Source organism: Streptomyces sp. NPDC041713, assembly GCF_055591085.1.
Genome location: NZ_JBVIZY010000009.1, coordinates 190871 through 212412, shown reverse-complemented (window position 1 = coordinate 212412; position 21542 = coordinate 190871). Strand labels below are relative to the sequence as shown.

The following is a 21542-nucleotide window of genomic DNA, read 5'->3' as shown; positions in this document are numbered from 1 at the left end:
TGCTCCCCACCCACCCACCCGTTTACCCCGCGACGCCTGGCGGGAGTAGGGGCGGGTGGGTGGGTCTGCCCCGCGCGTGCCGCCGGAGTCCGGGTGGGGGCGCCCCACCATGTACGGCGGCCGTGGGTGTGTGCCCGTGGCGTGTGGCGGCAGGTGTGTCCCCCTACCTGCGGTGGGAGTTGAGGTCAAGGGCGTGCACCGCCCGCCGGGGCCGCACCCGCAAACGCTCGGGAGGGGACGTGGGGGTATGTGCGCACGGAGCACCGAGCCAGCAATAGCCCCGTTGTTCGTGAGGCGTGGCGAACAGTGGATGGCGAGTACGCACATACCCCCGCGGCCCCGCACCCAACGACGAGCAGTAGGCGCAGGCCCAAGCCCCCGCGCGCCCGCACCCCAGACGAGCAGAACGCGCAGACCCAAGCCCCCAAGCCCCCACGCCCCCACAACCGCCGCCCCCCTACCCCCGCAACACCCCCTCCACCTCCCTAGCCACCCCCACCGCCCGCTCCCCCGTCAACGGCGCCCCGTCCAACCCCGTCACGTAGAACGCGTCCACCGCGTTCGCCCCCAGCGTCGACACATGCGCGCTCCGTACCCGTACCCCCGCCCCCTCCAACGCCCGGCCGATCCGGTGGAGGAGTCCCGGTACGTCCCGGGCCCGTACCTCGATCACCGTCGCGGCCCGCGATCCCGTGCGTGCCACCGTCACCCGCGCCGGCGGCGCCACCGTTCCGCGGCGGCGTGGGTATGCCGCCTCCCGTTCCGCCAGCCGCGCCTCGATGTCGAAGGACCCGTCCAACGCCCGCGCCAGATCCGCCCGCACCCGCGTCGCCTGCGGCAGCGACCCGTACTCCGCCGCCACCCGCCAGCTGAGCAGCAAGACCGAGGAAGCCTCCCCCGACGCCCCCGGCACCGGGACCGGCACCCCCACCTCCCGCAACTCCGCCGCCCGCACCGTCAACCGATGCATCGCCAGCACCCCGGCCACCGCCGCCAGCACCCCCGGCCGATCCCGCACGGCCACCGTCAGCTCCACCCCCAGCGGCTCGGCCCCGGCCTCGGCGTCGTCCTCCGTCCGCAGCCCCACCACCGGCCCACCCGTCCGGAACGCCTCCACCACCAGCCGCTCCTGTTCCGCCGTCGGCGCCGCCTCCTCCCGCTCCGACTCCCCCTCCACCGGCGCGTCCCCACTCAGCGCCCCCGCCACCCGCCGCACCAGATCCGCGACCAGCGCACCCCGCCACGCCGACCACGCCGCGGGCCCGGTGGCCAGCGCGTCCGCCTCGGTCAGCGCGTGCAACAGCTCCAGCGTCCCGACGCAGCCCACCGCCTCGGCGACGCCCCGTACCGTCGCCGGATCGTCGAGGTCGCGCCGGGTCGCCGTCTCCACCAGGAGGAGGTGGTGCCGGACCAGACACGCGAGGACCGCCACATCGCCCGCGTCGAAGCCGATCCGCGCCGCGACGTCCCGCGCGATGGTCTCCCCGGCCACGGAGTGGTCCCCGGGCCACCCCTTCCCGATGTCGTGCAGCAGCGCGGCCACCAGCAGCAGGTCGGGCCGCCCCACCCGCCGGGTGAGGTCGGCGGCCCGTACCGCCGTCTCCACGAGGTGGCGGTCGACCGTCCACGTGTGGACGGCGTTGCGCTGCGGCCGGCACCGCACCCGCTCCCAGTCCGGCAGCAGCCGCGTGATCAGCCCCTCGGCCTCCAGCGCCTCCCACACCGGTACGGTCGGCCGCCCCGCGCCGAGCAGCGTCACGAGCTGCTCGCGCGCCTCCGCGGGCCACGGCACGGGCAGCGGCCGCGCCGCGGCGGCCAGCCGGCGCACGGCGTGCAGGGACAGCGGAAGGCCGGCCTGCGCGGCGGCCGCGGCGGCCCGCAGCGGCAGGACCGGGTCCCGCTCGGGACGGGCGGCGCGGGCGAGCACCGCCTCACCTTCCTGTTCGACGACCCCTTCGGCCAGCGGCGACCGCTCGGCCCCCGCGTCGCCGCCGCGCCGTACGCCGCCCCCGGCCCGGCCCCCGAGCATGGCCCGCAGCCGTGGCCGACCGGACCGCGCCCGCAGCACGCGACCGACCTCGCGCCAGGTGACGTCACCGGCGTACGCGACGACGCGCGCCGCCTCGTACACCTGGCGCAGCAGCGTGTCGGCGTCGAGCAGCCCCAGTTCGGCGGCGACCTGGTCCTGCTCCTGGAGGGCGAGCCGGTCGGTGGCCCGGCCGGTCGCCAGGTGCAGCGCGTCCCGTACGTCGAGGAGCTGCCGGCGGGCGTCGGCGAGGCCCTCGCGGGGCGCGTCGGCGAGCCAGGACGCGGCCACGGCCCGCAGCGCGGTGGCGTCGCGCAGTCCGCCCCTGGCCTCCTTGAGGTCGGGTTCGAGGAGATGGCTCAACTCGCCCTGCCGCTCGGCCCGTTCCTCGCACAGTTCGCGCAGTTCGGGCAGGCGCCGCACCGCCTGGTTGCGCCAGTCGGCGAGCACGTCCGTGCGCAGCGCGGCGGTCAGCTCCGGGTCCCCGGCGATGTGGCGGGCGTCGAGGAGCCCGAGGTGCACCTTGAGGTCCTCGCCCGCGGTCTTCCTGGCCTCCGCGGGCGTCCGCACGGAGTGGTCGAGGGCGATCCCGAGGTCCCAGACCGGGTACCAGAGGCGGTCGGCGAGCGCCGCGACCTCCGCGCCGTCCGCCGTGCCGTCGTGCAGCAGGAGCAGGTCGAGGTCGCTGCGGGGCGACAGCTCGCTCCGTCCGTAACCGCCCACCGCGACGAGCGCTGCGCCGCGCGGTACGCCCGCGGGGCCGCCGGCCCGGAAGAGCCCGGCCAGCCACGCGTCGGTGAGGCCGGCGAGCGCGGCACGGCGCGGCGGCCCGGGCCGCGACTCCTCCTGCAGGAGCCGCAGCCGGGCCGCCGCGTAGCCGCCGGGTCCGGAGTCCTCCGGTGTCGTCTCGGTCGATACGTCCACACTCGTCACCCAGCAGCTCCCGTTCGGTCCCGCACCGTTCCGTTCCGTCCCGCCCCGATCCGCCCCCGGCCCCCGGTCTCGTACCGCCGCCCGGTCTCACCGGCGTCCGCGCCTCACAGCGCGTCGGGCCCGCGCTCCCCCGTGCGCACCCGGACGGCCGTGTCGACCGGCACGCTCCACACCTTGCCGTCCCCGATCTTTCCGGTGCGGGCGGACTTCACCACGACTTCCAGGAGCTGTTCGGCGTCGTCGTCCTCGACGAGGACCTCGATGCGGATCTTCGGCACGAGGTCGACGGTGTACTCGGCGCCCCGGTAGACCTCGGTGTGGCCGCGCTGGCGTCCGTAGCCGCTGGCCTCGGTGACGGTCAGGCCGTGGACGCCGAAGGCCTGCAGCGCCTCCTTGATCTCGTCGAGCCGGTGCGGCTTGACCACCGCGGTGATGAGCTTCATGCGTCCACCTTCTTGTTCTTGTGGCCCTGGGCCTGCGTTCCCGTGCCGCCGCGGCCCCCGGCGCCGTCCGTGAGCGGGGCGGGCACCGCCGTGCGCCCGGCCGTTCCGCCGCCGGCCCCGCTGAAGTCGTAGGCCGTCTCGGCGTGTTCGACCTGGTCGATGCCGGTGACCTCGTCGTCCTCGGCGACCCGCATCCCGATGGTCTTGTCGATGAGCAGGGCGAGCACCGCGGAGGCGATCAGGGAGTACGCGAGGACCGCGCCGACCCCCGCGAGCTGCTTCCACAGCTGGTCGAGCCCGCCCCCGTAGAAGAGGCCCTGCGCCTTCGACTGTCCGCCGCCGGTGGCGAAGAAGCCGACGAGGACGGATCCGGCGATGCCGCCGACCAGGTGGACGCCGACGACGTCGAGGGAGTCGTCGTATCCGAACCTGAACTTGAGCCCGACGGCCAGGGCGCACAGCAGTCCGGCGATCGCGCCGATGGCGATGGCGCCGAGCGGCGAGCAGGAGCCGCCGGACGGGGTGATGGCGACGAGCCCGGCGACGGCGCCGGAGGCGGCGCCCAGCGTGGTGCACGCGCCGTGCCGGAGCTTCTCGTAGACGAGCCAGGCGAGCATGGCGGCGGCGGTGGCGACCTGGGTGTTGACGAACATGAGCGCGCCGACGCCGTCGTCGTTGCCGAGCCACGAGCCGGCGTTGAAGCCGAACCAGCCGAACCACAGCAGGGCCGCGCCGAGCATCACGAGCGGCAGCGAGTGCGGCCGCATCGGGTCCTTCTTGAAGCCGACGCGCTTGCCGATGACGAGGATCACGCCGAGCGCCGCGGCACCGGCGTTGATGTGCACGGCCGTGCCGCCCGCGAAGTCGATGACGCCCAGCTCGAAGGCCCAGCCGCCCGCGCCCCACACCCAGTGCGCGACGGGGAAGTACACGACGGTGGCCCACAGGGCGATGAACAGCGCCCAGGCCGAGAACTTCACGCGGTCCGCGAGGGCGCCGCTGATCAGCGCCGGGGTGATGACGGCGAACATCAGCTGGAAGACGGCGAAGACGTAGACGGGGATGGTGTAGCCGTCCCAGAGCTGGTTGATGCCGAGGCCGCTGAGCCCCACGTAGTCGCCGTCCCAGCCGACGAGGCTGCCGTGGTCGGTGCCGAACGCGACGGAGAAGCCGTACAGCACCCAGAGGATGGTGACGATCCCCAGGCTGATGAAGCTCATCATCAGCATGTTCAGGGTGCTCTTGACGCGGACCATGCCTCCGTAGAAGAAGGCGAGTCCCGGCGTCATGAGCATCACCAGGGCGGAGCAGATGAGCATGAAGCCGGTGTTGGCGGCAGACAGCTCGGGGGCGTCTGCGGCGATCGTGATGCCTGGGGGCATCGGCGTCTCCTCGCTGTGGGGCCGGTTGTGCGCCAGAGACTGGCCCAGTGCCGTTTCGGCGGGCGCCCCTCGGTGTTTCGCCCCAGTGACGAAGAGGTCGTGCGTGTTACGCGGCCATGAACTGCCGGGTCGCGGCGGGTGCGGATGTCACCCGCGCGCGGGGCACGAGAACCGGCCGCGGCGGCCATCCGGCTGACCTGGCATGGGGGAGCCGAGTCGGGCTGTTCGGGATGGTCCTGCCGCGGCCGGGGCCGGTCGTGCCGGTGGTCAGCCCGCCTCCGCGGTCTCCGGCATCTCGATGGCGAGCCGTTCGGTGATCTCCACGACCTCGGCGACGTCCCCGAAGTCCCGGACGGCCGTGTCGACGGTCTTGCGCAGGCGGGTGTTGACCCGCTCGGAGCGTACCTTCTTGGCGATGTCGAGGGCCCGCCCGGCGAGGACCGTGCTCTGCTCGGGCTCGCGCTGGAGCAGGTGCACGGTGGCCATGCCGATGAGGTTGAGCGCGTACGAACGCTGGTGCTCGTCGTCGCGCTCGAAGAGCTCCACCGCGCGGTCCATGACGGGTTCGGCGAGCGAGGCGTACGTCGGGCTGCGGCCCGCCACATAGGCCAGGTCGCGGTACGAGTGGGCGTTCTCGCCGTTCAGCTCGGCCTCGGAGAAGAAGCGGATCCAGTCCGGCTCGGGGCCGCCGAAGTCCTCGGCGTCGGCGAAGGAGTCCTCGGCCATCCGCACGGCCCGCTTGCACTTGCCGGGCTGGCCCATGCTGGCGTACGCCCTGGCCTCCATCGCATACAGCATGGCCTGGGTGCGCGGGCTGGCGCAGTCCCGGCTGCCGTACTGCGCGAGGTGGACGAGTTCGAGCGCGTCGTCGGGCCGGCCGAGGTGGATCATCTGGCGGCTCATGCTGGAGAGGATGTACGACCCGAGGGGCTTCTCACCGGCCTCCTTCGCGGCGTGCAGGGCGAGGACGAAGTACTTCTGGGCGGTGGGCTGCAGGCCCACGTCGTAACTCATCCAGCCGGCCAGCTCGGCCAGTTCGCCCGCGACCTTGAACAGGCGCCGGGAGGTGGACTCGGGCTGGGGCTCCTGGAGCAGGTCCGTCACCTCGTGCAGCTGCCCGACGACGGCCTTGCGCCGGAGCCCGCCCCCGCACTGGGCGTCCCACTGGCGGAACATCACCGTGGTGGACTCGAGCAGGTCGAGCTCGGGCTTGGAGAGCCGGGACGGGCGGCGCTGGGCGGAGGCGGTCTCGGCCTCCGAGGGCGGCGAGGTGGACTGAGAGGGGACCAGCCAGCGCTGCATCGGCTCGATGAGGGCGGGCCCCGCGGAGAGCGCGAGCGAGGTGCCGAGGAAGCCGCGGCGGGCGAGCATCAGGTCGCTGCGCGAGAACTCGCTCATCAGCGCGACCGTCTGCGGTCCGGTCCAGGGCAGGTCGACGCCGGAGGAGGCGGGGGTGCGGTGCGCGGCGCGCAGGCCCAGGTCCTCGACGGCGACGACGCAGCCGAACCGCTCGGAGAACAGCTCGGAAAGGATGCGGGGGATCGGCTCGCGCGGATTCTCGCCGTCCAGCCAGCGGCGCACCCGTGAGGTGTCCGTGGAAATGTGGTGCGCGCCCAACTGCCGCGCCCTGCGGTTCACTTGTCGCGCCAGCTCGCCCTTCGACCAGCCGCTGCGCACGAACCAGGACGTGAGCATCTCGTTCGGGCGCTTCTCAGCGTTCGCGCCGCCTCCGCCGTTGCCGCCCACTGGAACGCCCCCATCCCTCAAGCCACTTGTGCGTTGTCCACGCCAAGCCCTAACAGAATGCCGCGTCCCGCGGCGGTCCGTCCGGAGAATGTCACCCGTCGAACAGGAAACCGACTTGCCTCCGGCATACCCACGAGTGCTCGAACTCCCAGGGCCATGTACCGAAAGTAATCCTACGATCACCCCTCCCGCGAGGGCGATCCCGGAAACGCCACCATTCGCCACCCCTTCGAATGAACTCCCGGGCCGCCACAAGCGATTCACTTGACATAGGACGAACGAAAGTGGGCGCAGCGGAGTGCACCGGGGCGCACGACACCGGACGCACCACCCGTGAATCCACCGAGCGCCGTCTTCAGGAGTACGGGCCACGATCCGATTCCGTCACGTAACCACGACGCGCTCGACCCGTTGGAGGGGGCATGGGCTTCACGATCGGCGGCATCCGGGGAACCGACCGGCCCCGGACCGGATCACGGCGGCGCGGCCGCGCCTCGGAGTGCACCTCGGTGGCGGAGTACACCGGCCTGTGGGGCTGGGACGTGGTGCCCGGCGCCCGCGCGCTGGCCGGCGTCTGCTCGTGCGGGGCCGCCGACTGCGCCGCCCCCGGCGCCCACCCGCTGTCCTTCGCCCCCGAGGTCCCCGCCGGGGCCACGCTCGACGCGGTCGCCGATGCCTGGGGGGAGTTCCCCGGCGCCGCCGTGCTGCTGCCGGTCGGGCGCGCGTTCGACGTGATCGAGGTGGCGGAGGCGGCGGGGCGGCGCGCCCTGGTCCGCCTGGAGCGGATGGGGCTTCCCCTCGGGCCGGTGGCGGTCACTCCGGACGGCCGGGCACAGTTCTTCGTCGCGCCGGGCGCCGCGGCCGAACTCCCCCAGCTGCTCTACCGGATGGGCTGGGACGACGCCGCCCTTGACCTGCACGGCCTGGGCCCCGGCGCCCACGTCACCGCGCCCCCGTCCGACCGCGGCGGCCTCGGCCCGGTCCGCTGGCTCCGCGCCCCCGCGCTCGACACGGCGACGCACCCACCGCAGGCCCGGCTCGTGCTCGGCACCCTGGCGTACGTGGCGCACCGGTCGCCGGCCCAGGACCACGGCGGGCCCAGGACCACGGCCCCGTAGCCCTCGGGACAGCAAAGGGCCTCCCCGCACCTGCACCGTGCGAGGAGGCCCTTTGCGTGACGTGCGCGTACGTACGCCGTGGACGGAGGGCGAACCCCTCGGCCCCCAGGGAACGCGTCAGTCCCCGATGAGCGCGTCGACGAACGCCTCCGGCTCGAACGGCGCCAGGTCGTCCGCGCCCTCGCCGAGACCCACCAGCTTGACCGGCACGCCCAGTTCCCGCTGGACGGCGACGACGATGCCGCCCTTGGCGGTGCCGTCCAGCTTCGTCAGGACGATGCCGGTGATGTCGACGACCTCGGCGAAGACCCGCGCCTGCACCAGGCCGTTCTGCCCGGTGGTGGCGTCCAGGACGAGCAGCACCTCGTCCAGCGGGGCGTGCTTCTCGACGACCCGCTTGACCTTGCCGAGCTCGTCCATGAGGCCGGTCTTGGTGTGCAGCCGGCCCGCGGTGTCGATGAGGACGACGTCGGCGCCGTCCGCGATGCCCTCCTTGACCGCGTCGAAGGCGATCGACGCGGGGTCGCCGGCCTCGGGGCCGCGGACCGTGCGGGCGCCGACGCGCTCGCCCCAGGTCTGCAGCTGGTCGGCGGCGGCGGCGCGGAAGGTGTCGGCGGCGCCGAGGACGACCGAGCGGCCGTCGGCGACCAGGACGCGCGCGAGCTTGCCGGTGGTGGTGGTCTTGCCGGTGCCGTTGACCCCGACGACCATCACGATGCCCGGCGTCTCCAGGCCGGACTCGGTCTTCACGGTGCGGTCGAGGTCCGCGCCGACGAGCGTCAGGAGCTCCTCGCGGAGCAGCGTGCGCAGCTCGTCCGGGGTGCGGGTGCCGAGCACGCGCACGCGCTCGCGCAGCCGCTCGACGAGCTCCTGGGTGGGCGCGACGCCGACGTCCGCGGTCAGCAGCGTGTCCTCGATCTCCTCCCAGGTGTCCTCGTCGAGGTGCTCGCGGGACAGCAGCGTGAGCAGTCCCTTGCCGAGCGCGTTCTGCGAGCGGGAGAGCCGGGTGCGCAGCCGGACCATGCGTCCCGCGGCGGGCTCGGGGGTCTCGAGCTCCGGCGCGGCCGGTTCCTCGACGACCGGTTCCTCGACGACGACCGGGGCCGTGGCCGAGGGCTCGACGAGCGGGAGTTCCACCTCCTCGATCGTGCGGCGCGGTTCGTCGCGCGGCGTCTCGGCCTCTTCGCCGACCTTCGGTTCGACGGGAGGGGCGGTGATGGTGGGCGCGGTGGACGGGGACTTCGGAGGCAGCTGCTTCTTCTTGCGGCTGCCGATCACGAGCCCGCCGAGCGCGCCGATCACGACCACGGCGATGACTACAGCAAGGATGACGATTTCCATAACCCGTCCAGTATCGGCCATGAAAGGCGGGGATTCGCAGAAGAGCGGACGGTGACGGGACGCGCACGGCGAGGTGGCGCCGCGGCGGCCCGCCACACCTTCGACCCCCTACCCCTTCGGCCCGGCTCCACACGGCGCCGCGGGCGGTCCGGCGGCGGCCGAACGGCGAAGCACCGACCCGCCAAAAGGAGCCCTTTCCGTGCTTTCCTCCAAAGAACATATGCCCAGCGAGGGCACTACTCGGACTAAAGTACGATGGAGGTCTCCGCATCAACGCGCGTAGAGTCCATCGCGATCACCCCCACCGACGGACCGCAGCGTTGCGATCCGAGCGAGAGGCACGGACCCACCCCCATGAGCACCACCGCCGAAACCGAAGGCGCCCTCGAGACGCGTGGCCTCGAGCCCGTCCCGGACGCCGAGCGCACGGGCAGGACCCGCGAGCTCTTCCCCACCTGGGTAGCGGCCAACATCAGCGTCCTGCTGCTCACCATGGGTGCGGGCCTGGTCGTCTCCGGCCTGAACATCTGGCAGGTCCTCGTCGTCGCACTGGTCTCGCCCCTGCTGAGCTACGGCATGGTCGGCCTGATCTCCATCGCGGGCAAGCGGGGCGGCTCCCCGGGCATGACGCTCTCCCGCGCGGTCTTCGGCCAGCGTGGCAACCTCTTCCCGGGCGCGCTGATCTGGATCGCCCGCTGGGGCTGGGAGACGATCAACGCGGTGACCGGCGCGTACGCGGTCATCACGGTCCTGAACATCTGCTTCGGCGTGGAGTCGAGCACCTGGCTGACCGTGGTGACCCTGATCGGGTTCGTCAGCTGCACCTTCCTGATCAGCGGCCTCGGCCGCAAGATCCTGCACATCTGCAGCACCTGGTCGACGTACGCCTTCGGCGCGTTCAGCGTGCTCGTGCTCGTCTATCTGCTCGCCGAGACCGACTGGTCCGCCGTCTTCGACAAGCCCGCGGGCTCCACCGCGATGATGGTCGCGGGCGTCGGCACGATCGCTGCCGGCGGCATCAGCTGGGTCCCCACCGGCCCCGACTTCACCCGCTATCTCCCGCGCACCGCCTCGAACAAGCCGCTCATCGGCCACGCCATCGGCGGCGCCGGCATCGTCGTGGTCCCGATGGTCCTGATGGGCGCGGTCATGGCGGTCTCCGACCCGAAGCTGTCCTCGGCGCAGGACCCGGTCTCCTTCCTCGGCGCGCTGCTGCCGATGTGGATCGCGGTGCCGTACCTGCTGATGGCCCTCATCGGCATGCTGCTGATCAACTCGATGTCGATGTACTCCGCGGGCTTCACCGCCATGACACTCGGCATCAAGGTCCCGCGCGCGTGGGCGGTCAGCGTGAACGCGGTCATCAGCCTGATCTTCGGCTACATCCTGATGAACGTGGCGACGAGCTTCATGGGCTCGTTCATCTCCTTCCTCACCCTCCTCGCGGTCGCCTTCTCCGCCTGGATCGGCGTCTTCGGCATCGACATGCTGCGCCGTACGACGTACGACGGCGAGGCGCTGATGGACACCAAGCGCACCAGCGCCTACTGGTACAAGGCCGGCTTCGCCTGGCAGGCCATGACGGCGTGGGCGGTCGCCCTGGTGGTCGGCCTGCTCTTCACCAAGGTCGACTGGTTCAGCGGCCCGCTCGCCACGTCCTGGATCGGCCGCCACGGCCTCGGCTGGCTGACCACGATCGTCGTCGCCGCCGTGCTGTACGCGATCCTGCCGAAGACCCCGCCGGTCGAGCGGGACGCCGCGGTCGGCCCGGGTGGCGACGACACCGAGCTGGTCTCCGCCTGACCCGCGCCCCGTCCCGTACGGGCCGAGCCAACTCCCGTACAAGGCTATTCATCTGACGCAACGTCAACTAACGTCCCCCTTCGCCGCAGCCCGCGCCCGGTGAAGGGGGACGTTCCCATGCCCGCCACAGTCGTCCGGTTCAACCTCGTCGATCCCGCGGCCACGCCCGCCTCCCTCAGCGAGCGCTACCGGGCCGCCCTGGAGATGGCCGCCTACGCGGACGACCGCGGCATCTCCACCGTCCAGACCGAGGAACACCACGGCGCCCCGAACAACTGGATCTCCTCGCCGTTCACCTTCGCCGGCGCCGTCTTCGGCGCGACCCGGCGCATCGCGGTGACGGTGTCCGCGGTGATCGGCCCGCTGCACGACCCGCTCCGGCTCGCCGAGGACATCGCCGTCCTGGACCTGCTGAGCGCGGGACGCCTGGTCACGGTGGCGGGAATCGGCTACCGGCCCGAGGAGTACGAACAGGCGGGGGTCGACTGGAAGAGCCGCGGCAAGCTCCAGGACGAACTCCTGGAGACCCTGTTGCGGGCCTGGACGGGTGAGCCCTTCGACTTCCGCGGCCGCACGGTGCGGGTCACGCCGCGCCCCTTCACCCAGCCGCACCCGCTGCTCCTGGTCGGCGGCTCGTCGAAGGCGGCGGCCCGCCGCGCGGCCCGGCTCGGCCTGCCGTTCTTCCCGAGCGCGCACCTGCCCGACATCGAGGCGTACTACACCGCGCAGCTCGCCGAGCACGGCACCGAGGGCTGGACGATGATGCCCGCCGCCGAGACCCCGCTCCTGCACATCGCCGACGACCCCGACCGCACCTGGGCCGAGCACGGTGAGCACTTCCTGCACGAGGCGCGCACGTACGCCTCCTGGCAGTCCAAGGACATCCGCTCGGCGGTGAAGTCGGGGGCCACGACCGTGGACGAGCTGCGCACCGAGGGCGTCTACCGCATCCTGACGCCCGACGAGTGCGTGACGTACGCGCAGAACGGCGCGAGCAGCCTCATCCTGCATCCGCTCTCCGGCGGCATGCCCGTCGACGAGGGCTGGCGCAGCCTGCACCACTTCTGCGAAAACGTACTGTCCCGGCTGAAGGACAAGTGAGAACTCACAGGTCCGTCGGCCGGGGCAGCTTCCTGAAGAGGAGGGGGCAGCGGGGGTTTAGCCCATCTCCTCCAGGGCCTTGCCCTTCGTCTCCTTGACGAACTTCATGACGAAGGGGATCGAGATGGCGGCGAACGCGCCGTAGATGATGTACGAGCCGGTCAGCGACCACTCGGACATGCTCGGGAAGGTCTTGGTGATCGCGAAGTTGGCGAGCCACTGGGCGGAGGCGGCCACACCGAGCGCGGCGGCGCGGATCCGGTTCGGGAAGATCTCGCCGAGCAGCACCCAGACGACCACACCCCAGGACAGGGCGAAGAAGAGTACGAAGGCGTTGGCGGCGATGATCGCGGTCAGACCCTGCGCGTTCGGCAGCGAGACGCTGTCGCCGGAGCCGGTCTTGTACGAGAACGCCCACGCCATGGTGAACAGGGCGAGCGCCATGCCCGCGGAGCCGATGATCGCCAGCGGCTTGCGGCCGATGCGGTCGACGAAGATCATCGCGATGACCGTGCCGATGATGTTCACGATCGACGTCTCGAACGAGTACAGGAACGAGCTGGACGGGTCCTTGCCGATCGACTGCCACAGCTGGTTCGAGTAGTAGAAGATCACGTTGATGCCGACGAGCTGCTGGAAGACCGAGAGCCCGATGCCGATCCAGACGATCGGCAGGAAGCCGACCTTGCCGAGCAGGTCCTTGAAGGACGGCTTGTGCTCGCGGTGCAGGCCCCGCTCGATCTCGTCGACGCGGGCGTCCAGGTCGATGGTGGTGCCCTCGACCTCGCCGAGCACCTTCTTGGCCTCGGCGTGCCGTCCCGCCGAGATCAGGAAGCGCGGCGACTCCGGGATGATGAAGGAGAGCAGCCCGTAGATGAGGGCCGGGATGACCATGACGCCGAGCATCCACTGCCAGGCCTCGAGCCCGCCCAGCTTGCCGCGCTGGTCGCCGTCGGCCATGTTCAGGATGCCCCAGTTGACCAGCTGGGAGACGGCGATGCCGATGACGATGGCCGCCTGCTGGAAGGAGGCGAGCCGGCCGCGGTAGGCGGGCGGTGCGACCTCGGCGATGTACGCCGGGCCGATCACCGAGGCCATGCCGATGCCGATGCCGCCGATGAGGCGCCACACCGTGAGGTCCCAGGCCGCGAAGGGCAGCGACGAGCCGATGGCACTGGCCGCGAAGAGCACGGCGGCGATCTGCATGCAGCGGATGCGGCCGATGCGGTCGGCGATGCGCCCGGCCACCGCGGCACCGACGGCACAGCCGAGCAGCGCGGTCGCGATGATCCAGCCGAGCACGTTGGCGTCGACGTCGAAACGGTGCTGGATCGCGACGGTCGCGCCGTTGATCACCGAACTGTCGTAGCCGAAGAGGAAGCCACCCATCGCGGCTGCCGCCGTAATGAAGATGACATGTCCCAGATGGTCCGGGTGGGCCTCTCTGGCTCCGGACTGAGGCGCCTGCGATGTGCTGGTCACGTGTACTCCTCGGGCCACCGGCAGCGTTGCCGGGGGTGGGGGCGAGCTCTTCAAGTGGCGCACAACTTCACGCCGCCCACCACCTGAAGGTAAAAGCAACGTTGCAGAGACTATGCCTTCAAGTTCCGAAGTCAATAGGGGGACTGCTGTGAATTTATGAGCACTCTGAGGCTTCGCTCGTTCAAGTATTGAAGTGATCAAGAAAGGGCTAGCGCAGGCGCTGGCTGATCACCTTCGAGACGCCGTCACCCTGCATCGAGACGCCGTACAGCGCGTCGGCGACCTCCATCGTGCGCTTCTGGTGCGTGATCACGATGAGCTGCGAGGCCTCCTGCAGCTCCTGCATGATGCGGATGAGCCGCTGCAGATTGGTGTCGTCGAGCGCCGCCTCGACCTCGTCCATCACGTAGAACGGACTGGGCCGCGCCTTGAAGATCGAGACGAGCAGCGCCACGGCCGTCAGCGACCGCTCGCCGCCGGACAGCAGCGAGAGCCGCTTGACCTTCTTGCCGGGCGGCCTGGCCTCGACGTCCACGCCGGTGGTCAGCATGTTGTCGGGGTCGGTCAGGATCAGCCGCCCCTCGCCGCCGGGGAAGAGCCGGGAGAAGACGCCCTCGAACTCGCGGGCCGTGTCGTGGTACGCCTCAGTGAAGACCTGCTCGACCCGTTCGTCGACCTCCTTCACCACCTGGAGGAGATCGGTCCGGGTCTTCTTCAGGTCTTCGAGCTGCTCGCTCAGGAACTTGTGACGTTCCTCCAGCGCCGCGAACTCCTCGAGGGCCAGCGGGTTCACCTTCCCGAGCTGCTGATACGCCCGTTCGGCCGACCTGAGCCGCTTCTCCTGCTCGGCGCGGACGAACGGCACCGGCCTGTTGCGCGGGTCGTCGGGCGCGTCGGACCGCTCCTCGCCCTCGGCGGGGGACGAGGGCGGCACGAGCTGATCCGGACCGTAGTCGGCCACGAGCCCCGCCGGTTCCACACCGAGCTCCTCCAGTGCCTTGGCCTCCAGCTGCTCGATGCGCAGCCGCTTCTCGGCACCTAGTACCTCGCCGCGGTGAACTGAATCAGTCAATTTGTCGAGCTCGCCCTTGAGGTCCCGTCCCCGGCTCCGCTCGGCGACCAGATCCCGCTCCCGCGCCTCCTTGGCCCGCTCGGCCGCGGTGCGCTCCGCATCGGCCCGGACGAGGGAGACCTCGACGTGCGCGAGCAGCTGCCGCCCGCCGGACGCGACGGCCTCGGCGACCGCGGCCTCGTGGCGCAGCCGCGCCCTGCGCCGCTCGGCACGCGCGCGTGCCTCGCGTTCCGCGCGGGCGCCGCGGTCGAGGGAGTCCGCGCGGCCGGCCAGCGCCTTGACCCGTTCCTCGTGGGTGCGCGCCTGCAGCCGGGCCTCCATCTCGGTCTGCCGGGCGTTGGCCCCGTCGGCGGCGAGCCGGTCGCGTACGGAGGTGTCGGGCTCCTCCTCTTCTCCGGCGGGGGACGCCTCCTCGGCGACGGCGAGCCGCTCGGTGAGCTCCTCGGCCTCCTCGACGGCCCGGTCCAGCGCGTCCTGCGCCCGGCCCGCGGCCGCGGTGCTGCGCTCGGCCTCCCCGGCGGCGCCCCGTGCCTGCCCGGCGAGCCGCCCCAACTGCTGGGCGACGGACGACTTCTCCCGGTCGGCGGCCCTGCGCCGCTCCCCCAACTCCTCGACGAGCGCGACACATTCCTTGCGCCGCTCCCCCGCGCGCCGCTGCTCCTCGGCCAACTCCTCGCACTGCGCGGCGAGTTGCTCCAGCTCGGCGGCGGCCTCGTCGACGGACGCCTGCACTTCGAGCAGGCTCGGCGCGCCCGCGGAGCCGCCCTGGGCGAAGTGCGCCCCGAGCAGGTCCCCTTCGGCGGTGACGGCCGTCAACTCCGGGTGCGCGTAGACCAGATCCTCGGCGTCCTCCAGCGTGCCCACGGCGACGATCCCGCGCAGCAGCCGCCGCACGGCGGGCATCAGCTCCTCGGGGCCGCGCACGAGATCGGCGACGTGCGGCGGCCCGTCGGAACGCGGCGGCCGTACGTCGTCGGGGGCGCCGCCCAACAGCAGCGCCGCCCGGCCCGCGTCCTGTTTGCGCAGCAGCCGGATGGCCTCGGCGGCGGTGCTCGGACCGCTCACCGCGACGGCGTCGGCGCAGGCGCCGAGCGCGGCCGCGACCGGCACCTCGTATCCGGGCGCCACGGTGAGCAGCCCCGCGGCGGGCCCGAGCACCCCGGTGAGCTGCTCCTTGGCGGCGATCAGCGCGCCGGTGCCGTCCTTGCGCCGCAGTCCGAGGGCGAGGGCGTCGTGCCGGGCGGCGACGGCGGCCCGTCTGCGTTCGGCGGAGGTCGCCGCCTCGCGCGCCGCGGTGAGCTTGGCCTCGGCCTCGGCGAGCTCCCGCTTCGCCGCGTCGTGCCGCTCGCCGAGCTCCGCGTCGTCCGCGTCGAGCCCGTCGACCTCGGCCTTGAGCTGCTCGTACTCCTCCTGGGCGGTGACGGCGCGCTCGGCGGCCTCGTCCCGCGCCAGGGCGAGCCGGTCGATCTCCGCGCGGGCGGACGCCGCACGCGAACGGGCCGCGTTGACCTGTCCGTGCAGCCGGGCGAGCCCTTCCCGCCGGTCGGCGATGGCCCGCGCCACGTCCTTGAGCCGGCGCTCCTCGACGGCCAGCTGCCGTTCGAGTTCGGCGCGGTGGGCGACGGTGTCGTCCAGGGCGTGCTCGGCGGCCTCGAGCGCGGCTTCGAGCTCGGCCTCCTGCTCGCGGATGCGGGCGGCCTCGCGCTCCATGTCCTCGGGGTCGCGCCCGCGCCGCTCCTCCACGGGCGCGGCGGTGGCGCTCTTGACCCGGGCGTCGGCCAGCGAGACGGTGCCGCGCACCCGCTCGGCGAGCTGGGAGAGTTCGTACCAGGTCTGCTGGGCGCGCCGCAGCCGCGGGGTGAGCCGGCGCACCTCCTCCTCCAGCTGCGCCTCGCGCTGCAGGGCTGCCTTCAGTTCGGCCTCGGCGTTCTCCTTGCGCTCCTTGAGCGCGGCCTCGTCGGCGACCTCCGCGTTCAGCGCGTCGCGCAGCCGCACGAGGTCGTCGGCGAGCAGCCGCAGGCGGACGTCGCGCAGGTCGGCCTGGATGACGGCGGCCCGGCGGGCCACGGCGGCCTGTCTGCCCAGCGGCTTGAGCTGGCGGCGCAGTTCGTCGGTGAGGTCCTGCACGCGCGCGAGGTTGGCCTGCATCGCGTCGAGCTTGCGGAGCGCCTTCTCCTTGCGCTTGCGGTGCTTGAGGACGCCCGCGGCCTCCTCGATGAACGCGCGCCGCCCCATCGGGTCGGCGTGCAGCACGCCGTCGAGCTGGCCCTGTCCGACGATGACGTGCATCTCGCGGCCGATGCCGGAGTCGGAGAGCAGTTCCTGGATGTCGAGGAGGCGGCAGGTGTCGCCGTTGATCTGGTACTCGCTGCCGCCGTTGCGGAACATGATCCGCGTGATGGTGACCTCGGCGTACTCGATGGGCAGGGCGCCGTCGGAGTTGTCGATGGTGAGGGACACCTCGGCACGGCCGAGCGGGGGCCGCCCGGTGGTGCCGGCGAAGATGACGTCCTCCATCTTGCCGCCGCGCAGCGACTTGGCGCCCTGCTCGCCCATGACCCAGCTGAGCGCGTCCACGACGTTGGACTTGCCGGAACCGTTGGGGCCGACGACGCAGGTGATGCCCGGTTCGAACTTCAGCGTCGTGGCCGACGCGAAGGATTTGAAACCGCGCAGGGTCAGGGCCTTGAGGTGCACGCCGTCGGACTCTACCTTTCACTGGCCGTTTCACCGATGAAGGTGCAGGGCACATCAGACGGTAAAGGAAGCGGCGTGGCGTACGGGGGAGCAAAGAAAGAAGGGACGCCGTGGCGTCCCTTGCAGATCTTGGTACCAGCGGCTGACACGGGCAGCCTGACCTGTTGCTTGCCAGGGCCGCATGAGCCTATGGCCCTGTGAAGCCTATGGCCCTGTGATGTGTCGTGATCGGTAGGGGGTCAGGTGAGCGCAGGCTCCGCCTGGGGTACGTCGATGCTCTCCAGGAGCGATTCGTGAGAAGCGGCAGCCGCGAGAGCGTCATTCTCCGCCTGGATCCGAACGAGCTCGGATTCCAGATCCTGGACGCGCTGCTGGAGCCGTCGCATCTCGGCGAGGAGTCGCGGGTCGCTGCCGCCGACGTAACCGAGAAGCGCCTTTGCCATGATGGATGGTCCTCCACAATGAGTGACCGACCGAAGCGGTGGTGGGTCGTGAGGGAATCGCACCCGCGGTGCTTGGCACTCATTGTTCTGCTGGGTCGTGCTGGCCGTTCTCACATGCCAAACAGCTAAGGTGCGCGGGGCTTCCAGAGTCTCACCAAAAAGTTTGACGGTCAACACGATCACGCCCCGTATTGGCGGGCGACCCGGGGGCGCGCGGCCCTGGAACGGGCGGCGCTGCTTCTCCTGCGGGGCCCTGGGGGCGTGGAGATCATCCTTACCTGCGGAGCCTGCCACGACAACCCGTTCTTGGCAACCACCAGGCTTTTTCTGCCTCAGGCAGTTGCCCGCGACACTACTCCCGCCCCGCGGCGGCTCCGCCCGCGCACGTCCGTCCTGGTCACCTCACCGGATGGCGAAGGTCTCGTATATGCCACGTGGTGTGTCCCAGATCTCGGTGACTCCGTCGACCCGCCCGGGTGTGTCGCCCTCGCGGAGCCAGTCGAGCAGGTGCTGGCAGCCGGCCCGGGGGCCCTCGGCGACGACCTGGACGCGGCCGTCCTCCAGATTGAGAGCAAAACCACTCAGGCCGCCGATCTCCAGGGCCTTGGCCCGCGTGAACCAGCGGAATCCCACGGCCTGCACGCGTCCGCGCACCCAGGCGGTGAGTCGTACGTCTTCGTTCATGGCTGCACGCTAACCGGCCAATTGCACAGTGAGCACTTCGTCCCCATGTGCCATCGCGTACAGTCCCGACTCGATGAGCCTCACTCATATGGGTGAGTCACGTTGATCGTCAAGGACGAAAGGCCAGGAGATGGGTCGCCACCGACGCTCCGGCGCTGGGCAGGCCGCCGCCGGACAGGCCGCCGCCACCCCGGAGAACCACCCGGGGACGGTGTCGCACCGCCGCAGGGGCCGCGCCCTCACCCCGGTCCGCACGGGCCTGCTCGGGGTCTCCGCCGCCGTCGCGATGGGCGCCGTCGCGGTCGCCGCGGGCGTGCTCCCCGGCGGCGACACCTATCAGCTGGGCGGCGGTGGCGACTCCGGCAAGGTGCGCTCCGCGGCCGCGCCGACCGAGGTGGACGGCCAGGGCGGGCGCGGCGGTGACGCCGGGCGCGCCGAGCCCTCGCCGAGCCGGGGCACCGACCGCTCCCCCGCGCCGAAGCCGAAGCCCACGCCGTCCAAGGCCGACCCGAAGCCGTCGAGGACGCCGTCCGAGAAGCCGTCGTCCCGGGCCTCGCAGTCGAAGGCCCCCAGGAAGTCGACGCCGGCCCCCGCCCGTACGCCCGAGGAGAAGCCGAAGGCTCCCCCGGTGAGCGCGCACGCCTCCGGGGGCTCCGACGAGGCCAAGGCCGAGGCCGAGGTGATCACCCTGGTCAACCAGGAGCGGGCCACGGCGGGCTGCCGTCCGGTACAGGCGGACGACCGGCTCGCGGAGCTGGCCGGGGACTTCAGCGCGGACATGGCCGCGCGCGACTTCTTCGACCACACCGACCCGGACGGCGCGACGCCGTGGGACCGCGCCGAGAAGGCCGGCATCGACAACCTCGGCGGCGAGAACATCGCCCGCGGGCAGGTTGACGCCCGGGCCGTCATGGACTCCTGGATGAACAGCCCCGGCCACCGTGCCAACATCCTCAACTGCGACTACAAGACCCTCGGCGTCGGCGCGCACTTCGCACCGGGCGGCCCGTGGTGGACGCAGGACTTCGGCTTCTGACCCGGCCCCCGGCTCCCGCGTTCCGCCCGGGGCTGCGCTCACTATTCGAAAGCGCTGCGCGCCCGTAAGCTGGCGGTATGGCAGAACCCTCCGACCTGGCGTACGACGTGTTCTCCCGGCAGTGCCCCTCGCGCGGCACCCTGGAGCACGTCACCGGACGCTGGGGAGCACTCACCCTCGGCGCGCTGTACGACAGCACGTTCCGCTTCAACGAACTGCGCCGCCGCGTCGACGGCGTCAGCGAGAAGATGCTCTCCCAGACCCTGCAGGCGCTGGAGCGCGACGGCCTGGTGCACCGCGACGCACGGCCGACCAACCCGCCGCACGTGGAGTACCGCCTCACCCCGCTGGGCCGTGAGGTCGCCGAACGCCTCCTGGCCCTGATCCACTTCGTGGAGGGCCGGCAGGACGAGGTGCTCGCGGCCCGGGAGCGTTACGACGCGGCGCGCGGCGGCCGCTGACAGCGGGGGCAGAAGTAGCTCGACCGGTTCATCCAGGGGCGGCGGCGCATCGCGGTGCCGCAGCGGCGGCAGGGCTCGTCCTCCCGGCCGTAGGCGTCCAGCGACCGCTCGAAGTAGCCGGACTCGCCGTTCACATTGACGTAGAGACTGTCGAAGCTGGTGCCGCCGACGGCGAGCGCCGCGTTCATCACGTCCCTTACGTGGCCCAGGAGTTCGGCCGTGCGCGGGCGCGTGAAGGTGCCGGTGGGCCGCTCGTAGTGCAGCCGCGCCCGCCAAAGGGCCTCGTCCGCGTAGATGTTGCCGACGCCGCTGATCAACGACTGGTCGAGCAGGGCGCGTTTGATCGTCGTACGGCGGGCGCGCAGCGCGCGGTGGAAGGCGTCGTCGTCGAACGCGTCGTCCAGCGGGTCGCGGGCGATGTGCGCGATGACGTCCGGGAGACCGTCGGCGGTGTTGTCGTGCAGCGAGAGCCCGCCGAAGGTGCGCTGGTCGACGAAGCGGAGCTCGGTGCCCTGCTCGTCCGCGAAGCGCACCCGGATCCTCAAGTGCTTCTCGTCCGGGGCCTCTTGGGGCTGTACCAGAAGCTGGCCGCTCATCCCCAGATGGGCCAGGACGGACTGCGCGGAGTCGGCGAGCGGCAGCCACAGATACTTGCCGCGCCGCTGCGCGAGCCCCATCCGGTGGCCGGTCAGCCGGGCCGCGAAGTCCTCGCCGCCCGCCACGTGCCGCCGCACGGCCCTGGGATGCAGCACCTGCACCTCATCGACGAGCCGCCCGCTGACCCACCGCTCCAGACCACGCCGGACGACTTCGACTTCGGGCAGCTCGGGCATGTCCGCTCCGGGGGACGCAGGGGCATGGGGGCCGACCGCGGGGGCCGGGTGTTCGGGAAAGCACAGTGCCGGCCACCCCCGTGAAGAGGGCGGCCGGCACCGAAGGATGGGCGGCCGTCAGGCCGAGGGGGTGTCGGCGATCCCCTCGGACTGCGCGGCAGCGGCGGCCTCGGCCGCCTTGATCCGCTCGTCCGCGGCGGCACGAATGGCGCGCCACGCGGACTCGGCGGCCTGCTGCTCCGCTTCCTTCTTGCTGCGGCCGGTGCCGGTGCCGTACGAGACGCCTCCGACGCGGGCGGCAGCAGTAAAGGTCTTCTCGTGGTCGGGGCCGCTCTCCGTGACGAGGTACTCGGGCACGCCGAGGCCCTCCGTCGCGGTGAGCTCCTGCAGACTGGTCTTCCAGTCCAGGCCCGCGCCCAGGTTCGAGGACTTTTCGATCAGCGGGTCGAAGAGCCGGTGCACCAGCTCACCCGCCGCGTCCAGACCCTGGTCCAGATAGACCGCGCCGATCACCGCTTCAAGGGTGTCGGCGAGGATGGATGCCTTGTCCCGGCCACCCGTGCCCTCTTCGCCCCGGCCGAGCCGGATGAAGGAGCCGAGTTCGAGGCCGCGACTGACCTCCGCCAGCGCACGCGAATTGACCACCGCGGCCCGCAACTTGGCCAGCTGGCCTTCGGGCAGGTCGGGGTGGGTGCGGTAGAGCGTGTCCGTGACGACGAGACCGAGCACCGAGTCCCCGAGGAACTCGAGCCGCTCGTTCGTCGGCAGACCGCCGTTCTCGTACGCGTACGAACGGTGGGTCAGCGCGCGCACCAGAAGGGCGGACTCGAGCTTGTACCCGAGCCGCCCTTCCAGAAGCGTGTGGGACGAGGCCGTTGTCTCCGCCAGTTTCTTGGCGTCTTCCGCCTTCTTGGGGCTAGACACGGTGCCTCTCACCAGCC

Annotated in this window: 16 protein-coding genes; 5 read left to right on the top strand and 11 right to left on the bottom strand. The window is 71.8% G+C overall.

The annotated features are described in order from the left end of the window. Window positions 1–457: 457 nt before the first annotated feature. From ACZ6CV_RS26465 to nsdA, 4 genes are all read right to left on the bottom strand, one after another. Window positions 458–2959: a [protein-PII] uridylyltransferase gene (locus ACZ6CV_RS26465; RefSeq protein WP_469253159.1), complete on the bottom strand. Its 2502-nt coding sequence runs from the start codon at window positions 2957–2959 to the stop codon at window positions 458–460. Window positions 2960–3063: 104 nt separating this feature from the next. Continuing rightward, the gene (locus ACZ6CV_RS26460) at window positions 3064–3402 is read right to left on the bottom strand and encodes a P-II family nitrogen regulator (protein WP_362374050.1); all 339 of its coding nucleotides are present in this window, start codon (window positions 3400–3402) and stop codon (window positions 3064–3066) included. Beyond that, window positions 3399–4784, bottom strand: a complete 1386-nt coding sequence (locus ACZ6CV_RS26455) for an ammonium transporter (RefSeq protein WP_469253158.1) — start codon at window positions 4782–4784, stop codon at window positions 3399–3401. Before ACZ6CV_RS26455 ends, ACZ6CV_RS26460 begins: the two co-directional genes overlap by 4 nt. A gap of 267 nt (window positions 4785–5051) precedes the next feature. After that, a complete protein-coding gene (gene nsdA, locus ACZ6CV_RS26450) occupies window positions 5052–6530 on the bottom strand; it encodes a transcriptional repressor NsdA (protein ID WP_362374046.1) in 1479 nt (492 codons plus the stop codon). A gap of 422 nt (window positions 6531–6952) precedes the next feature. On the opposite strand from nsdA, the gene ACZ6CV_RS26445 reads away from it, so the two are divergent. Further along, window positions 6953–7648 (top strand): bifunctional DNA primase/polymerase, encoded by a 696-nt coding sequence (locus tag ACZ6CV_RS26445; protein WP_469253157.1) that lies wholly within the window; start codon window positions 6953–6955, stop codon window positions 7646–7648. A gap of 117 nt (window positions 7649–7765) precedes the next feature. Here the strand turns inward: ACZ6CV_RS26445 and ftsY are convergent, their stop codons facing one another. Next, window positions 7766–8989, bottom strand: coding sequence for a signal recognition particle-docking protein FtsY (gene ftsY, locus ACZ6CV_RS26440; RefSeq protein WP_362374042.1), 1224 nt, complete (start codon window positions 8987–8989; stop codon window positions 7766–7768). Between the two features lie 354 nt (window positions 8990–9343). On the opposite strand from ftsY, the gene ACZ6CV_RS26435 reads away from it, so the two are divergent. Then, complete coding sequence (locus tag ACZ6CV_RS26435; protein ID WP_469253156.1) at window positions 9344–10792, top strand: purine-cytosine permease family protein; 1449 nt, start codon at window positions 9344–9346, stop codon at window positions 10790–10792. A 117-nt stretch (window positions 10793–10909) separates the two neighbouring features. After that, on the top strand, window positions 10910–11893 hold the full coding sequence (locus tag ACZ6CV_RS26430) for an LLM class flavin-dependent oxidoreductase (protein WP_469253155.1): 984 nt from the start codon (window positions 10910–10912) through the stop codon (window positions 11891–11893). A 57-nt stretch (window positions 11894–11950) separates the two neighbouring features. On the opposite strand, the gene ACZ6CV_RS26425 is transcribed toward ACZ6CV_RS26430, so the two are convergent. The 4 genes from ACZ6CV_RS26425 to ACZ6CV_RS26410 all read right to left on the bottom strand — a co-directional run bounded on the left by ACZ6CV_RS26425 (window position 11951) and on the right by ACZ6CV_RS26410 (window position 18271). Continuing rightward, window positions 11951–13375 carry a sugar porter family MFS transporter gene (locus ACZ6CV_RS26425; protein ID WP_469253154.1) on the bottom strand — a complete coding sequence of 475 codons (1425 nt, stop codon included), beginning with the start codon at window positions 13373–13375 and terminating at the stop codon, window positions 11951–11953. 208 nt (window positions 13376–13583) lie between these two features. Beyond that, complete coding sequence (gene smc, locus ACZ6CV_RS26420) at window positions 13584–17144, bottom strand: chromosome segregation protein SMC (RefSeq protein WP_469253153.1); 3561 nt, start codon at window positions 17142–17144, stop codon at window positions 13584–13586. A 239-nt stretch (window positions 17145–17383) separates the two neighbouring features. Further along, the gene (locus tag ACZ6CV_RS26415) at window positions 17384–17587 is read right to left on the bottom strand and encodes a hypothetical protein (protein WP_098245029.1); all 204 of its coding nucleotides are present in this window, start codon (window positions 17585–17587) and stop codon (window positions 17384–17386) included. Window positions 17588–17989: 402 nt separating this feature from the next. Then, on the bottom strand, window positions 17990–18271 hold the full coding sequence (locus ACZ6CV_RS26410) for an acylphosphatase (RefSeq protein WP_362374032.1): 282 nt from the start codon (window positions 18269–18271) through the stop codon (window positions 17990–17992). Window positions 18272–18401: 130 nt separating this feature from the next. Here ACZ6CV_RS26410 and ACZ6CV_RS26405 point away from each other — a divergent pair, with 130 nt between their 5' ends. Together ACZ6CV_RS26405 and ACZ6CV_RS26400 are read left to right on the top strand one after the other, a co-directional pair. After that, window positions 18402–19307, top strand: coding sequence for a CAP domain-containing protein (locus ACZ6CV_RS26405; RefSeq protein WP_469253152.1), 906 nt, complete (start codon window positions 18402–18404; stop codon window positions 19305–19307). A 77-nt stretch (window positions 19308–19384) separates the two neighbouring features. Further along, a complete protein-coding gene (locus ACZ6CV_RS26400; protein WP_358709474.1) occupies window positions 19385–19768 on the top strand; it encodes a winged helix-turn-helix transcriptional regulator in 384 nt (127 codons plus the stop codon). Here ACZ6CV_RS26400 and mutM read toward each other — a convergent pair. Together mutM and rnc are read right to left on the bottom strand one after the other, a co-directional pair. Continuing rightward, window positions 19741–20601, bottom strand: coding sequence for a bifunctional DNA-formamidopyrimidine glycosylase/DNA-(apurinic or apyrimidinic site) lyase (mutM, locus tag ACZ6CV_RS26395; RefSeq protein ID WP_469253151.1), 861 nt, complete (start codon window positions 20599–20601; stop codon window positions 19741–19743). The genes ACZ6CV_RS26400 and mutM overlap by 28 nt on opposite strands. Before the next feature lie 117 nt (window positions 20602–20718). Next, window positions 20719–21537, bottom strand: coding sequence for a ribonuclease III (gene rnc, locus ACZ6CV_RS26390; protein WP_355811673.1), 819 nt, complete (start codon window positions 21535–21537; stop codon window positions 20719–20721). Window positions 21538–21542: the final 5 nt, after the last annotated feature.

Bases quoted from the DNA above. Each gene is read 5' to 3' on its own strand.
- ACZ6CV_RS26415 (WP_098245029.1), bottom strand. From the start codon at position 17,587: ATGGCAAAGGCGCTTCTCGGTTACGTCGGCGGCAGCGACCCGCGACTC.
- ACZ6CV_RS26445 (WP_469253157.1), top strand. From the start codon at position 6,953: ATGGGCTTCACGATCGGCGGCATCCGGGGAACCGACCGGCCCCGGACC.
- ACZ6CV_RS26430 (WP_469253155.1), top strand. From the start codon at position 10,910: ATGCCCGCCACAGTCGTCCGGTTCAACCTCGTCGATCCCGCGGCCACG.
- ACZ6CV_RS26435 (WP_469253156.1), top strand. From the start codon at position 9,344: ATGAGCACCACCGCCGAAACCGAAGGCGCCCTCGAGACGCGTGGCCTC.
- ftsY (WP_362374042.1), bottom strand. From the start codon at position 8,989: ATGGAAATCGTCATCCTTGCTGTAGTCATCGCCGTGGTCGTGATCGGC.
- ACZ6CV_RS26460 (WP_362374050.1), bottom strand. From the start codon at position 3,402: ATGAAGCTCATCACCGCGGTGGTCAAGCCGCACCGGCTCGACGAGATC.
- mutM (WP_469253151.1), bottom strand. From the start codon at position 20,601: ATGCCCGAGCTGCCCGAAGTCGAAGTCGTCCGGCGTGGTCTGGAGCGG.
- ACZ6CV_RS26405 (WP_469253152.1), top strand. From the start codon at position 18,402: ATGGGTCGCCACCGACGCTCCGGCGCTGGGCAGGCCGCCGCCGGACAG.
- ACZ6CV_RS26400 (WP_358709474.1), top strand. From the start codon at position 19,385: ATGGCAGAACCCTCCGACCTGGCGTACGACGTGTTCTCCCGGCAGTGC.
- ACZ6CV_RS26410 (WP_362374032.1), bottom strand. From the start codon at position 18,271: ATGAACGAAGACGTACGACTCACCGCCTGGGTGCGCGGACGCGTGCAG.
- ACZ6CV_RS26455 (WP_469253158.1), bottom strand. From the start codon at position 4,784: ATGCCCCCAGGCATCACGATCGCCGCAGACGCCCCCGAGCTGTCTGCC.